Below are 15,053 nucleotides of genomic sequence, written 5' to 3' on the forward strand. Positions count from 1 at the left end.
AATTTTCCCGATAATGCTGTGGCGGATTTGTGTTTCTGTCACAAGCTTCCTATAAGCCTTCAAATAATTTGGGAAACCGCCTGATGTTTCCTCAACTTGGCAGACCAGACTTGCTGGCGAGGCCAGATTTTCCCATTGAATGACCCGGAACGCCCATGATCCAGACGCCCTACTACCTGATCGACAAGACCAAGCTGAAGCGCAACATGGAAAAGGTTGCCTATGTGCGCGAGAAATCCGGCGCCAAGGCACTGCTGGCGCTGAAATGCTTCGCCACCTGGTCGGTGTTTGATCTGATGAGCGAATATATGGACGGCACCACTTCGTCTTCGCTCAATGAAGTGCGTCTTGGCCATGAAAGATTCGGCGGCGAAACCCATGCCTATAGCGTGGCCTATGCCGACAATGAGATCGATGAGGTCATCAGCCACGCCGACAAGATCATCTTCAATTCGATTGGCCAGCTCGAACGCTTTGCTGACAAGGCGTCGGGCATCAAGCGCGGTCTGCGCCTCAATCCGGGCATCTCGTCTTCGAGCTTCGATCTTGCCGATCCGGCACGTCCCTTCAGCCGTCTTGGCGAATGGGATGTGGCGAAGGTTGAAAAAGTCATGGATCGCGTGACTGGCTTCATGATCCATAACAACTGCGAAAACTCCGACTTTGGTCTTTTCGACCGGATGCTGACCGACATCGAACAAAAGTTCGGCTCGCTTCTCAACCGTGTCGAATGGGTGAGCCTTGGCGGCGGCATCCACTTCACCGGCGATGATTATCCGGTCGATGAGTTCTGCGCACGACTGAAGGCGTTTTCGGAAAAGTTCGGCATTCAGGTCTATCTGGAGCCGGGCGAAGCCTCGATCACCAAGACCACGACGCTGGAAGTGACGGTGCTCGACACGCTGTTCAATGGCAAGAACCTTGCCATCGTCGATAGCTCCATCGAGGCGCATATGCTCGATCTGCTGATCTATCGCGAAACGGCGAAGATGGCGCCGAACAATGGCGAGCACAGTTACATGGTTTGCGGCAAGTCCTGCCTCGCCGGCGATATTTTCGGCGAGTTCACTTTCGACAAGCCGCTTGCCATCGGCGACCGCCTCTCATTCGAGGATGCGGCCGGTTATACCATGGTCAAGAAGAACTGGTTTAATGGCGTGAAAATGCCAGCCATTGCCGTGCGTGAACTGGACGGCACGGTCAGAGTTGTCCGCGAATTTGATTACGCGGATTTTGAAGGGTCGCTTTCGTAAAGATCCTGTTGCGGCTTCACGCTGCAACGAACTCATGTGTTCCGAATGAGAAGGCAATCGGGACGGAAAAATAAGCATTTCCAGCAAAAGTGCGAAGCGGTTTTGCGCAGGATAATGCGTCAGTTAACTACAAAGACGCGGGAAACCGCTGGAAGAGGAAGCATCGACAGAAAATGAAGAAGAACGTTCTCATTATCGGCGCCGGGGGCGTGGCACAGGTTGTTGCACATAAATGTGCGCAAAACTCTGACATATTGGGCGATATCCATATTGCGTCCCGCACGGTTGAGAAATGCCGCAAGATTATCGATAGCGTGCATGAAAAGAAGAGCCTCAAGACGGAGGTGAAGCTGGAAGCGCATGCGCTGGACGCAATGGATGTGGAGGCCACCAAGGCCCTGATCCGGAAGACGGGCGTTCAGATCGTCATCAATGTCGGCTCGGCCTTCCTCAATATGTCGGTTCTTCGCGCCTGTATCGATACGGGCGTGGCTTACATGGACACCGCAATCCATGAAGACCCGAAGAAGATCTGCGAGACCCCGCCATGGTATGGCAATTACGAATGGAAGCACCTCAAGGAATGCGAAGAGAAGGGCATTACCGCTATTCTCGGCATTGGCTTCGATCCGGGCGTGGTCAATGCCTATGCGCGTCTTGCTGCCGACGACTATCTCGATGAAGTCAAATCCATTGACATCGTCGACATCAATGCCGGTTCACACGGCCGCTGGTTCTCGACCAATTTCGACCCGGAAATCAATTTCCGTGAATTCACCGGCACGGTCTATTCCTGGCAGAACGGTGCCTGGCAGTCGAACAAGATGTTCGAAGTCGGCCACACCTTCGACCTGCCGGTCGTCGGTCCGAGCAAGGCCTATATGACCGGCCACGATGAAGTGCACTCGCTGTCGAAGAACTATCCTAACGCCGACGTGCGTTTCTGGATGGGTTTCGGCGATCACTATATCAACGTCTTCACGGTGCTGAATAATCTGGGCCTCCTGTCCGAACAGCCGGTCAAGACCGCCGAAGGTCTGGAAGTCGTGCCGCTCAAGGTAGTGAAGGCTGTGCTGCCCGATCCATCGTCGCTGGCGCCGGACTATACCGGCAAGACCTGCATTGGCGATTTCGTCAAGGGCACCAAGGACGGCAAGGAGAAGGAAGTCTTCATCTATAACGTTGCCGACCACAAGGACGCCTATAACGAAGTGGGTTCGCAGGGCATTTCCTACACCGCTGGCGTTCCGCCGGTTGCAGCCGCAATCCTCATCGCTTCGGGCGAATGGGACGTGAAGAAGATGGTCAATGTGGAAGAGCTTGATCCAAAGCCATTCCTCCACATCCTGAACCAGATCGGCCTGCCATCCCGCATCAAGGATGAGAACGGCGACCGCGCGCTCGACTTCGCATAAGCATGCGATCCGGATGAATAAAGAAAACCCCGCTTCGGCGGGGTTTTTATTTTCTCGATCCTCATCCTGAGGAGGCCCGCAGGGCCGTCTCGAAGGATCGCCCTTCGAGGCTGCGCTTCGCTCCGCACCTCAGGGTGAGGGGTGTGGCGCTCGATAAAGAGGTCAGAAGAGCGCCGGTAAAGAAGGTGCGCGGGGTGATTGAGATTCTGGTGATGACGAGACGAAAATGGTGTTTCTCGAGAACCGGAGCGGAATGTACTTTAGAGCGCATCCCGAAAAGTGTGAAACGGTTTTCGGGAAAGATGCGCGTGAAAACAAAGAATTAGAGCGCCGACTGATCCAATCAGATCGGAACGCGCTCTAGGGTACATGAGCACCGGAAGCGAAGAGAAGCGCCATTTGCAGACCGTCAGCGCCTGAACCTCAGTCGCCGCGCGGCCAGGTATCCGACAGCCGGTATCCACCCGGAAACGGGTCGCTCGGATCGAGCATGAGCTGCGAGGTTCCTGTCACCCATGCGCGACCGGAAATAATGGGGCTGATGGCTGGCTTGCCACCAAGCTCAAGCGTCTTGTCGAGCCGACAATGAAACTCCGTACCCAGCACGGACTTGCCGATGAATTTCTCGCCGACCTTCATCTGGCCCTTGGCGTTCAGCACAGCCATGCGCGCCGAGCAGCCCGTACCGGTCGGCGAGCGGTCGAGTTTGGCCGGGCGAATGGCAACAGTGTTCACGCCCGTCAGCACGTCGCCCTCCCGTGTTACCGGCTCGGTGATCTGGCAGAAGGAAATGTGGTTCCAGTCTTTTTCCGGGTGGCGGAAGCCCAGTTGTTCATTGGCAGCCTTGGTGATCCTGACCCCAATCTCGGCCAGTTCGCGCGCCTGACCCGGCTCGATCTTCATGCCGATATGCGCCGCATCCACAATGACGAAACTGTCGCCGCCATAGGCCGTATCGACGGTGAGAGTGCCAAGTCCCTCGACTTCAAGCGTTGCATCCAGCCGGTCGGCGAAAGATGGAACATTGCGCACGCTGATGCGCTCCGCCTTGCCGTTGCGGCATTCGGCTTCCACTTCGATGAGGCCACCTGGCGCTTCCAGCACCATGCGGGTTACCGGCTCCTGCATCGGGATGATGCCGCTGTCCAAAAGCACAGTCGAGACGCAGATCGAGTTCGAACCGGACATCGGCGGCGTATCCGCAGGCTCCATGATGATGAAGCCCATCTGCGCGCGCGGGTCTTTCGACGGCACCAGCAGATTGACGTGGCGGAACACACCGCCGCGCGGTTCGTTGAGCACGAAATTGCGCAAGGTCTCGTCGCTGGCGATGAAGCGCGATTGTTCCCATACCGTTGCACCCGGAGGCGGAGCCACACCGCCGACGATGACATCGCCGACTTCGCCCTCCGCATGACAGCCGACAATATGGATGACTTTGGTGCTGCGCATGACGCCTCCTGCGATTAATGCAATCATTCCTATCGGTTAGGGCATAAGCGTCAATCCTTTATCGGACAGGCAATGACGCTTTCGCGTCAGAATGAGGATTTGATTCCTCCATGTGCCCAGAGACGAAAAATCCATTTCGAGACGTGTTGCTTCTTTGAGCAAGTCTGATATCCATGTTGCTCTAATTTTGTGCAAATCGATGCGCAGCCCGCTTGGCTCCGGATCAGTTTCTGGAACATACACAACGTTCCCAATAGAAATTGAGCAACCCGAAAAGTTGGGGCGAAGTCGCTCTTGCAGCGACAAACGCCCTTAGCCGGCATGGGACGGTCGATGATCGTATTTCCGCGCCTCTTCTCAGATTGACATGGTCTCTGATGTTCCGGGGCGTGGCCTCATTCAAATGGAACATCCGGCGGGTTGACGGCCCCGGATGCTTCGGGGAGCGGACTATGGACAGGACAAACAATGCGGGCTTCGAGCAGCCCCATGAATCCGGCACGCAACGCTGGGGCAGGGAAATGGTCGCGGCGCTGACACTCGGCTGGCCGCTGATCTTCACCAATCTTTCGCAGGCCGCGCTGACGGCGACCGATGTCATCTTTATCGGCCGTCTCGGAGCGGATACGCTCGCCTCGGCTTTGCTGGCGACGAGCTTCTATCATACGCTGATGATCTTCTCGATGGGGCTTGTCTCGGCAGTGATGCCGATGATCGCCATTGCGCTTGGCAAGAACCGCCATTCGGTGCGTGATGTGCGCCGCACCGTTCGTCAGGGTTTCTGGACCGCAATCATGATCGCGGTCCCGGTCTGGATCGTGCTCTGGCATTGTGAGGAAATCTTCCTGTTTCTCGGCCAGCGTCCGGACATCGCCGCCCGCTCGACGGATTTCATGCACACGCTGCAATGGGCGCTGTTGCCTTATCTGGGCTATATCGTGCTGCGCTCATTCTTTGCGGCGATGGAAAAGCCGATGTGGACGCTGCTCATTGCAGCCCTTGCGATCGGTTTCAACGCGCTTGCCGGCTGGACGCTGATTTTCGGCCATTTCGGCTTCCCGCGCATGGAGTTGCATGGCGCCGGTATCGCCACCACGGCATCAAGCACGATGATGTTCCTCGGACTTGCCTTCATCACTCTGCGCCATCGCCGTTTCCGCCGCTATCACCTGTTCGGCCGTTTCTGGCGTCCCGACTGGGCGCGCCTGCTTGAACTGTGGCGTATCGGCATTCCAATGGCGCTCACTTTCGTGTTCGAGACCTCCATCTTCTATGCCGCGGTGGTCATGATGGGCCGCATCGGCCCGACTGCCATGGCGGCTCACGCCGTGGCGATCCAGATCGCATCGCTCAGTTTCATGGTGCCGCTCGGTTTCGGACAGGTGGCAACCGTGCGTGTGGGCCGTGCTTATGGCGCCGGCCACCCCAAGGCGATTGCCTATGCTGGCTGGAGTGCCTACGCGCTCGGTGTGGGCTTCATGGCGGTGATGGGGCTGCTTATGGTGCTCATCCCTCGCTTGTTCATCGGCGTCTTCCTTGATCTGCACGACCCGCAGAACCTGCCGGTGATGGAACTGGCGGTGACTTTCCTTGCGCTGGCCGCACTCTTCCAGATCGTCGACGGCGCACAAGCGGTTGCCGCAGGCATGTTGCGCGGCTTGCGGGATACCCGCGTGCCGATGTTCCTGGCTCTGTTTGGCTATTGGGGCGTGGGCTTGCCGCTCGGCGCATTGCTTGCGTTCAAGTTCGAGCTTGGCGGTGTCGGTATCTGGCTCGGTCTTGCCGCGGGTCTCGGCATTGTGGCGGTGTTGATGACGCTCCGATGGCGCAGGCATCTTGCACATGTATCGGCTCACCCTGCCTGAGTGATCCAATAAAAAAGCCATACGCCCGCCGGGGCGTATGGCTTTGACGATCTGATCCTGCGACTTACTTCGTCAGCGCAATGATGCGGTCGAGTGCAGCGCCGAAGCCTTTCAGCGAAACCTTGAAGGCAACCGGCTGGCTTGGGCTCAGGGCTGTCGTGGTGACGTTGATATTGGTGCCAGCCTTGAGGGCGGCAACCTGCTTTGCGTCGAAGCTTACTGGGGCCAGGCAACCCTGCGGCAGGCAGGTGGAGAAAGCGAGATTCGGTGCGGCTGCGTCATCGATCTTGAGGGCCGCGCCCTTGGCGAGATCAAGGCCGAACGGCATCAGCAGGACGCCTTCAACCTTGCCCGCGACATTGCGCAGTTCCGCCGTCAGAACGCGCTGGCCGGTCTGCGTGCTGCTCTGCTCCTGACGCATGACGCAGATGCTGGTGTCTTTCTGGTTCTGACAGGAAACAGTCCAGTCCTCATAGGTTTCCTGCAGATTGCTGGCGCCGCCGGGAAGCGGGGCAGCAAAGGACGAAGCGCCTGAAATGGTTGCGAGCGTGAATGCAAGACCGATTAAACCATAGGTTTTCATAAATAGATTCTCTCTGAAATGAATGACTCCCGGAGCTGTATACTCCGAGACAGTGTTCAAGAAAATGATATTGAGCATAAAATATTCGCGTCATCAACTGCGATCGTTGTTTGTATTTTAGTTATATAAATAGCTATCAATATATTTCTTCTTGTGCGGTTGCGCTCCTGCGGCGTCAGGTTTTTCCCCGTGCCCCTTTTCCTCGCAAGGCGGGAACTTTAAAGTCATCGGCTGAAAGGTCGGCCTGGGACGCCGGGAGGAGAGAACGTGACGCTACGCTACCAGATCGTTGCACTGGCGATTGTGCCGCTCATCGTGGCCATATTGACGGTCACGGCCTTTATTACCTGGCAATCGGCCAATCTGGTGCAGAGCAGCATCGCCACTTTCGAGAAGAATATGCTGAAAGCCAAGGAGACCGAGCTTCTCAATCTCACCAATCTGGCCCTTTCCTCCATACAGCAGATTTACGACGAAGCCGGTCCCGACGATACCGCGGCCATGGAAAAGGTGCGCGAGATACTGACCTCGCTCGATTATGGTCGCGACGGTTATTTCTTCGTCTATGATTATGACGGCAACAACGTCGTTCATCCGCGCCAGACCTTCCGTCCGGGCCACAACTGGCTCGACCTCGTCGATCCGGACGGGGATCGCGTCATCGCTAATCTGATCGGCAAGGCCAAGGAGGGTGGCGGACTGCACCAATACAAGTGGGAAAAGCCGTCGAGCGGCGAAATGGCCGACAAGCTTTCCTTCGCGGTCGGTCTGGATAAATGGAAATGGATGCTGGGAACGGGTGTCTATCTCGATGACGTCTATGTGCAGACTGCCGCCGCAAATGCGGATTTTCGCGCCAATATCCGCACGACCTTCCTCATTGTCAGCCTGATCGCCGTTCCGGCTGTGATGCTCGTCTTCGCGACCTGCATGCTGCTCAACCTGCGTGAGCGGCGCATGGCGGATACCAAGCTGAAGGAACTGGCGCAGCGCATCATCGATACGCAGGAGGAGGAACGGGCGCGACTGGCGCGGGAGCTTCACGACGGCATTTCCCAAAATCTCGTCGGCGTCCGCTACGCCATCGACCTTGCGAGCCGTCAGGTGAGAATGGGCAGCGGGGGTGCGCCGCTTGCGATTGAAAAGGCATCGGACGCGCTCAACGGCGCAATCAAGGAAGTGCGGCGGCTTTCGCATGATCTGCGTCCGCGCATTCTGGATGACCTTGGCCTGACGGTCGCGCTCAAGGCCCTGTGTGAGCATTTCTCTGAACGGACCGGCATTGAAACCCGGCTGGAAGCGAGCGGGTTGAGCGAGACGCTGAAGCCGGAGGCAAGCACTGCGCTTTATCGTGTCGTGCAGGAGGCGCTCACCAATGTTGAGCGTCATTCCGGCGCGAGCCGCGTGAACATCCGTCTCTGGGAAGCCGGTGGCAAGGTGACGATGACGGTTGCCGATGATGGCAATGGTTTCACCGCGCGTGATTTGAAGGATCCGCTTTCCGGACTTGGCCTGCGAAATATGCAGGAACGGATGGCACATTTCGGCGGGGTGCTCTTGGTTGAAACCAGTGCAGATGGTACGCAACTGACCGCGCGCCTGCCGCAGTCGGCAACAGAAAGAAAGCGGGAACCGGAAGTCGCATGACGAATGAATGCAAGATTCGCGTATTGCTCGTGGACAACCATCCGCTGGTGCTGGACGGTTTGCGGGCTGTGCTCGAAACCTATGACGATATCGATGTTGCTGGCGCGGCTTCCAATGCACGGGCCGCTCTCGAACTGGCGCTTGCCGTCAACCCGGATGTGGTCCTGATGGATATCAATATGCCACTTCTTAACGGTATCGATGCCATCGAACTGTTCAAGAAGCAGTTTCCGGGCATCCGTATCCTCATGCTGTCCATGCACGACAGCCGCGAATATATCTCGACCTCGATCATGCGTGGGGCTTCGGGATATGTCTTGAAGGACGTTTCCACGGCAGAAATCGTGGCCGCCATTCATGCGGTCGCGTCAGGCGGAACATATTTCTCGTCCGGCGTTTCGGAAGCGCTGCTCGACAGCGGCGAGAGGAAGTCGGAAGGTTTGTCCGTTCGCGAAAACGATGTGCTGGTGCTGGTGGCCGAAGGCGGTAGCAATCGCGAGATTGCAATCAGGCTCGGCATTTCGGAAGCAACCGTTGAAACCCACCGCAAGAACATCAAGAAGAAGCTTGGAATTGCCAGCACGGCAGGGCTTACGCGCTATGCCATAGAAAACCGGCTGCGCCTGTCTTCGCCATAACCGGCATCGGCCACGGACTGCTGTTTTCGCCTTACCCACTAATGGGTAGTCCTTTGTTCCTTAGAACTTTCGTCCGCTTGCGAGGCGGATTCGCCGGTCCTATCATCGGCCCCAAAACCGCTTGAGGAGGCGGAACAGAAGGGGAGGAGCGATGTCAGTCTTGCTGGCGTTGTCGCGCGCTATCGACGCGGCCAACAATATCATCGGAAAATCCGTATCGTGGCTCATACTGGTGGCCGTGCTCATCAGCGCCATCAACGCGGTTTCGCGCAAGCTGTTCAATGTCAGTTCGAATGCATGGCTGGAAGCGCAATGGTATCTGTTCTCGGCGGTCTTCCTGATCGCAGCCGGATATACGCTCTTGCACAGCGAGCATGTGAAGGTCGATCTTCTTTACAGCCGCTATTCGCGACGGACACAGCTTCTGGTCGAAATTTTCGGTACGATCTTTTTCCTCCTGCCTTTCTGCCTCATCACGATTTACCTCTCCTGGCCCATCGTGGAAGCAAAGATCGCCAGCGGCGAGACTTCCAACAATACCGGGGGGCTCGTTCTCTGGCCGGTGTGGGTGCTGATACCCATCGGCTTCGGCCTGCTTGCATTGCAGGGCATCTCCGAACTCATCAAGCGCATCGCAATTCTTCAAGGGCGCATACCGGACACGGTCGCCATTGAAGATGCGGAAGCCCAGGCGCTCTGAGGGGAACGGACATGATTGCTTTTATTGCGGAAAATCTCGCCCCGCTGATGTTCCTGTCGCTGGTGGTCGTGCTTTTGCTCGGCTATCCGGTTGCCTTCGCGCTGGCTTTCGTAGGTTTCGCCTTCGGTTTCGTCGGCATCGAAATGGGCCTGCTGCCGGTCAATCTGTTCGGTGCCATACCGGACCGCATCTTCGGGCAGATGTCGAACGAGACATTGCTCGCCATTCCCTTCTTCACCTTCATGGGGTTGATACTGGAGCGAAGCGGCATGGCGGAAGAACTGCTCGATACCATCGGGCAGCTTTTCGGTCCGGTGCGCGGCGGTCTCGCCTTTGCCGTTATCGTCGTCGGCGCGCTTCTGGCGGCAACGACCGGCGTGGTCGCCGCTTCGGTTATTTCCATGGGGCTGATTTCGCTCCCGATCATGCTGCGCTACGGCTATGATCGCAAAGTGGCGAGCGGCACGATTGCCGCATCCGGCACGCTGGCACAGATCATTCCGCCAAGCCTCGTTCTGATCGTTCTTGCCGATCAGTTGGGCCGTTCGGTCGGCGATATGTACAAGGGCGCGCTGGTTCCCGGCCTGCTGCTCGTCGGCTTCTACTGCGCCTTCATCATCGGCATGGCGATCCTGCGGCCCGATTCGGTGCCCGCGCTGCCGCCGCAGGCCCGCACCCTGAAAGGCTGGAGACTGCTGCAGCGCGTGGTGATCTCGCTCGTCCCGCCGCTGGTGCTGATCTTCCTGGTGCTGGGAACGATCTTCATCGGTGTTGCAACGCCAACGGAAGGCGGCGCCATGGGCGCGGTCGGCGCGCTCTTTCTGGCCATTATCAACCGCCGCCTCAACATGACGATGCTGAAATCGGCGCTTTATGCCACGGCGAAACTGTCTTCCTTCGTCATCTTCATTCTGCTCGGCGCCCGCGTGTTTTCGCTCACCTTCTATGGTGTCAACGGACACATATGGGTCGAGCACCTGATGACCTCCATTCCGGGCGGCGAGATCGGCTTCCTGATCGTCGCCAACATACTGGTGTTCTTCCTGGCCTTCTTCCTTGATTATTTCGAGCTGGCCTTCATCATCATCCCGCTTCTGGCGCCGGTCGCCGACAGCCTCGGCATCGACCTGGTCTGGTTCGGCGTCATGCTGGCGGTCAACATGCAGACATCGTTCATGCATCCGCCGTTCGGCTTCTCGCTCTTCTATCTGCGTTCGGTGGCGCCATCGCGTCCCTACAAGGATAAGGTAACGGGTGCGACCATCCAGCCGGTGACATCGGGTCAGATCTATATGGGATCGATCCCGTTCCTCTTAATCCAGCTTGTCATGGTCGGCATCATCATCGCCTTCCCGGGCATCGTGACCCACTACAAGAGCGGCCATCCGCAGGCCGATCCGGCGTCAATCCAGATCAATGTGCCGATGCCCGATGCCGGCGGCGGCAATCCGTTCGGCGCGGCTCCGCCGCCTTTTGGAGCGCCCGCGCCATCGAACGAACCCTTGCCCGCGCCGTCATTCGGCTCGCCGCAGCCGAGCTTCGGGCAGGACAAGGACCAACAGCAAAAGCCTGCTCAATGAGGGGAAACGAGCATTGAGCAGGCCCAATAAAACCAGAACAATCTTTGGAGGAGACACATGAAACAGGATTTGAGCCGTCGTACATTTCTGACCAAGGGTGCAGCAATCGGCGCTGCCGCCGCAACGAGCGGGGCGGCACTCGCAACTCCCGCAATCGCGCAGGAATTGCCGACACTGCGCTGGCGTCTGACTTCAGGCTTTCCGAACAATCTGGATACCATCTATGGCGGCGCGGTCTTCATGGCGAACGCCGTATCGAAGATGACTGACGGCAAGTTCCAGATTCAGGTCTTCCAGGCTGGTGAAATCGTGCCGGGCCCGCAGGCCATCGATGCGGTTCAGGCCAATACCGTCGAAATGGCGCATACCTGCGGCTATTACTTCACCGGCAAGAACCCGGCCTTTGCCATCGGCACGGCCATCCCCTTCGGCATGAATACGCGCCTGCAGAACGCTTGGCTCTATCACGGCGGCGGCAATGAGCTTTATAATGCCTTCCTCGCCGATTACGGCATCGTTGGCATTGTCGGGGGCAACACCGCTGCGCAGATGGGCGGCTGGTATCGCAAGGAAATCAAGAGCCTTGAGGATCTCAAGGGCCTGAAGATGCGCATCGCGGGTGTTGCCGGTGAGGTCATGTCGCGGCTCGGCGTCGTTCCGCAGCAGCTTCCGGGCGGCGACATCTATCCGTCGCTGGAGCGCGGCACGATCGACGCCGCCGAATGGGTCGGCCCCTATGACGACGAGAAGCTCGGCTTCTACCAGATCGCGCCATACTATTATTACCCGGCCTTCTGGGAAGGTGGTGCTTCGGTGCACTTCTTCATCAACAAGCAGCAGTATGAAAGCCTGCCGGAGGCCTACAAGGTTGCGCTCAATACGGCTGCCGAAGCCGCGACCCAGAATATGATCGCGCTTTACGACGTGAAAAACACCGCTGCAATCCGATCGCTGGTGTCCAAGGGCGTAAAGCTTCAGCCATTGCCGCGTGACGTTCTGGATGCTGCCTACAAGGTCGCCTTCGAACTCTACGCGGAATACAACGAGAAGAATCCGGCATGGGCGAAGATCTATCCGTCGTGGAAGAAATTCCGTGACGAAGGTTTCGAATGGTTCCGCGTCGCTGAATATACCTATGACAGCTATGTCTATGCGCAGCAGGCGGCAGGCAAGTAGCCGCTGACGGAGGTGGGCGCCGGTCCGGTCGACCGGATCGAAAGACGCGCCAGATGCAGATGCTTGTAAACGGGGCCTTCGGGCCCCGTTTGTTTTGATGTGTAAGAAAATATAGAAATAGTTCGATAAAAATTGTTAGCTTGAATACATTGGAAATATTAATTGAGATATAAATTCTGAGTTATAAAATGCTTATAAGTAAAGCAGTTAATAATTAGTGCTAAAATTGACACATATGCTTTCATAACACAGTTTTATTCTAAAATTGGAATTGATGGTTTTGAATAATTCATTCTATCACGTCTCGTCTGAAAAATTCTGGAGATAGTGAAATGAAGATCAAGAGCTTGTTGTTCGGCTCGACTGCGGCGCTGGTTGCAACCACCGGGGCATATGCTGCGGATTCTATTGTAACGCCCGAGCCTGAGTCCGTTGAATATGTTCGCGTTTGTGATGCCTATGGTGCGGGATATTTCTACATTCCGGGTACCGAAACCTGCCTGCGCATCTCCGGTTATGTCCGTTACGACGTCACTGGCGGCAACAATGTCTACGGTCGCGGTTTTGTCGATGGTAACAAGGTCGATACGCGCCGTGATACCTGGGATAACAAGGCTCGCTTCACGCTGGACATGTCGACCGTTTCGGAAACCGAACTGGGCACTTTGAAGACCTTTGCTGAAACCCGTTACGATTGGGGCAATGGTGTTGAGGGTTCGTCCGGTTCGCTGCGCTACGCCTATATCCAGCTGGGCGGACTGCGTGTCGGTCTTGATGAATCGGCCTTTGTTACCTTCCCGGGCTATCTCGGCAATGTCATCAACGATGACGTGATCCTCGCGGGCGGCTATCGCACGAACCTGATCAGCTATACCTTCACCGGCGGCAACGGCTTCTCCGCCATTGTGTCGCTCGAACAGGGCAACAATGACGATACGGATGGCAAATACGGCTTCAACGGCGTCATCAAGGATTACACGCCGCATGTCGTCGGTGGCCTGAAGTATGAAGCCGGCTGGGGCAAGATCGCGGGCGTCGCCGCCTATGATGCGCGCAACGAAGAGTGGGCAGGCAAGGTCCGCGCTGATGTGAACATCACGGACCGTTTCTCGATCTGGGCGATGGGCGGTTACAAGTCCAACAAGGACCAATACATTACGCAGACCGATGGAAATGGCAATGTGCTCGGTTCCGTCCGTGCAATCAGCAGCTTCTACGGCACCTGGGGTGGTGACTGGGCAGTCTGGGGCGGCGCGGCATTCAAGGTTACCGACAAGGCGATCTTCAATGCGCAGGCAGCCTATGATGGCAGCAAGACTTTCGCAGCCACTGCCAACGTAGCCTATGAAATGGTTCCGGGCTTCACGGTTACGCCGGAAGTTTCCTATACCAAGTGGCAGGACGACAAGTCCTACCTCAAGGGCAAGGACGCGTGGCAGGGCATGGTTCGCTTCCAGCGCTCGTTCTAACGCATTTCCACCAAACTGCGACACGGTTTGCGTCGGATATGCGAATGTTGATCCGGGAGGCTCGTCCTGGCCTCCCGGGTCTCATCTGAAAACCTGATTTGTCCGTTCACTTGGTGTAACGGAGATGAATTCATTTAAGTTTTGTTGCTATAGTATTTTATCGAGTTGAATGAATATTATTGAAATGCAAGATGCATGCGGGAGATCGATGCATCGTTTTAACAAAATTGTAATTTGAATTTTTATATTCTTGTCCTATGTTTAAGGAACCATTCGATAGCGTAGAAGGACTGCGCTGTTTTCAAATCTGATCTCCAGTCGGAAGAATGGTACGGCGAGCTTCGGCTCGCCGTTTTTATTTGCATTCCAACCAGGGAAAAAGGCCGGGACGTGCCCGGCCTTTGGTCGATATGCAAGTGGTGGATATGCTGGTTGCCTATCGCGAAAGCTTCATGTGCCGGTTGACGTCCTTATAGAGCAGGTAGCGGAACTTGCCGGGGCCGCCTGCATAACAGGCCTGCGGGCAGAAGGCGCGCAGCCACATGAAATCGCCGGCCTCCACTTCCACCCAGTCCTGATTGAGCCGATAGACGGCTTTTCCTTCCAGCACGTAAAGCCCGTGCTCCATGACATGGGTTTCGGCAAACGGAATGACCCCGCCCGGCTCGAACGTAACGATGGTTACATGCATGTCGTGGCGCAGATCGTTCGGATCGACAAAGCGCGTCGTTGCCCAGGCGCCATTGGTGTCTGGCATGGGGTTAGGCGCGATATCCTTTTCATTGAGGAATAGCGGTTCTGGAACGTCGAGGCCATCGACATATTCATAAGCCTTGCGCACCCAATGGAAGCGGGCCGTAGCCGCGCCGTTGTTGCGCAAGGTCCAGCCGCTCTTCGGCGGCAGATAGGCGTAGCCGCCCTCGGTCAGCGTATGGGACTTGCCCGCCACCGTGACCGTGATCTCACCTTCGACCACGAACAGTACGCCTTCCGCGCCCTCATCCAGTTCGGCGCGATCGCTGCCGCCGCCCGGCTGCACTTCCATGATATATTGCGAGAAGGTCTCGGCAAAGCCGGAAAGGGGCCGCGCAATGACCCAGAGCCGCGTCTTGTCCCAGAAGGGCAGGAAGCTCGTCACGATGTCGCTGAATGTTCCCTTGGGAATGATCGCATAGGCTTCGGTGAACATGGCGCGATCGGTGAGAAGCTGCGTCTGCGGCGGCAGGCCGCCCGTCGGTGCATAATAGGTGCGATTGTTCTTGTCGTTGCCCATAT

Annotated in this window: 12 protein-coding genes; 9 read left to right on the forward strand and 3 right to left on the reverse strand. The window is 56.8% G+C overall.

The genetic code is table 11. The annotated features are described in order from the left end of the window. Positions 1-155 precede the first annotated feature (155 nt). Complete coding sequence (gene nspC, locus JNC63_RS07780; RefSeq protein ID WP_113342101.1) at positions 156-1,253, forward strand: carboxynorspermidine decarboxylase; 1,098 nt, start codon at positions 156-158, stop codon at positions 1,251-1,253. A 173-nt stretch (positions 1,254-1,426) separates the two neighbouring features. Continuing rightward, the gene (locus JNC63_RS07785; protein WP_113342102.1) at positions 1,427-2,668 is read left to right on the forward strand and encodes a saccharopine dehydrogenase family protein; all 1,242 of its coding nucleotides are present in this window, start codon (positions 1,427-1,429) and stop codon (positions 2,666-2,668) included. 423 nt (positions 2,669-3,091) lie between these two features. On the opposite strand, the gene JNC63_RS07790 is transcribed toward JNC63_RS07785, so the two are convergent. Beyond that, positions 3,092-4,120 carry a trans-3-hydroxy-L-proline dehydratase gene (locus JNC63_RS07790; RefSeq protein ID WP_113342103.1) on the reverse strand — a complete coding sequence of 343 codons (1,029 nt, stop codon included), beginning with the start codon at positions 4,118-4,120 and terminating at the stop codon, positions 3,092-3,094. 452 nt (positions 4,121-4,572) lie between these two features. On the opposite strand from JNC63_RS07790, the gene JNC63_RS07795 reads away from it, so the two are divergent. Continuing rightward, positions 4,573-5,985: an MATE family efflux transporter gene (locus tag JNC63_RS07795; RefSeq protein WP_021586215.1), complete on the forward strand. Its 1,413-nt coding sequence runs from the start codon at positions 4,573-4,575 to the stop codon at positions 5,983-5,985. A gap of 64 nt (positions 5,986-6,049) precedes the next feature. On the opposite strand, the gene JNC63_RS07800 is transcribed toward JNC63_RS07795, so the two are convergent. After that, positions 6,050-6,568 carry an invasion associated locus B family protein gene (locus JNC63_RS07800; RefSeq protein WP_113342104.1) on the reverse strand — a complete coding sequence of 173 codons (519 nt, stop codon included), beginning with the start codon at positions 6,566-6,568 and terminating at the stop codon, positions 6,050-6,052. Between the two features lie 267 nt (positions 6,569-6,835). On the opposite strand from JNC63_RS07800, the gene mctS reads away from it, so the two are divergent. The 6 genes from mctS to JNC63_RS07830 all read left to right on the forward strand — a co-directional run bounded on the left by mctS (position 6,836) and on the right by JNC63_RS07830 (position 13,778). After that, complete coding sequence (mctS, locus tag JNC63_RS07805) at positions 6,836-8,215, forward strand: two-component system sensor histidine kinase MctS (protein ID WP_006471038.1); 1,380 nt, start codon at positions 6,836-6,838, stop codon at positions 8,213-8,215. Next, on the forward strand, positions 8,212-8,853 hold the full coding sequence (gene mctR, locus JNC63_RS07810) for a two-component system response regulator MctR (RefSeq protein WP_006466099.1): 642 nt from the start codon (positions 8,212-8,214) through the stop codon (positions 8,851-8,853). Before mctS ends, mctR begins: the two co-directional genes overlap by 4 nt. Positions 8,854-9,004: 151 nt before the next feature. Beyond that, positions 9,005-9,553: a TRAP transporter small permease subunit gene (locus JNC63_RS07815; protein ID WP_006466100.1), complete on the forward strand. Its 549-nt coding sequence runs from the start codon at positions 9,005-9,007 to the stop codon at positions 9,551-9,553. An 11-nt stretch (positions 9,554-9,564) separates the two neighbouring features. Beyond that, positions 9,565-11,133: a TRAP transporter large permease gene (locus JNC63_RS07820; protein ID WP_006466101.1), complete on the forward strand. Its 1,569-nt coding sequence runs from the start codon at positions 9,565-9,567 to the stop codon at positions 11,131-11,133. Positions 11,134-11,190: 57 nt separating this feature from the next. Next, positions 11,191-12,309: a TRAP transporter substrate-binding protein gene (locus JNC63_RS07825; protein ID WP_006466102.1), complete on the forward strand. Its 1,119-nt coding sequence runs from the start codon at positions 11,191-11,193 to the stop codon at positions 12,307-12,309. A 332-nt stretch (positions 12,310-12,641) separates the two neighbouring features. After that, positions 12,642-13,778 carry a porin gene (locus JNC63_RS07830; protein WP_113342105.1) on the forward strand — a complete coding sequence of 379 codons (1,137 nt, stop codon included), beginning with the start codon at positions 12,642-12,644 and terminating at the stop codon, positions 13,776-13,778. A gap of 436 nt (positions 13,779-14,214) precedes the next feature. On the opposite strand, the gene JNC63_RS07835 is transcribed toward JNC63_RS07830, so the two are convergent. Then, the gene (locus tag JNC63_RS07835) at positions 14,215-15,051 is read right to left on the reverse strand and encodes a bifunctional allantoicase/(S)-ureidoglycine aminohydrolase (protein ID WP_112670554.1); all 837 of its coding nucleotides are present in this window, start codon (positions 15,049-15,051) and stop codon (positions 14,215-14,217) included. Positions 15,052-15,053: the final 2 nt, after the last annotated feature.

The organism is Brucella ciceri, from assembly GCF_041930145.1.
Lineage (GTDB): Bacteria > Pseudomonadota > Alphaproteobacteria > Rhizobiales > Rhizobiaceae > Brucella > Brucella intermedia.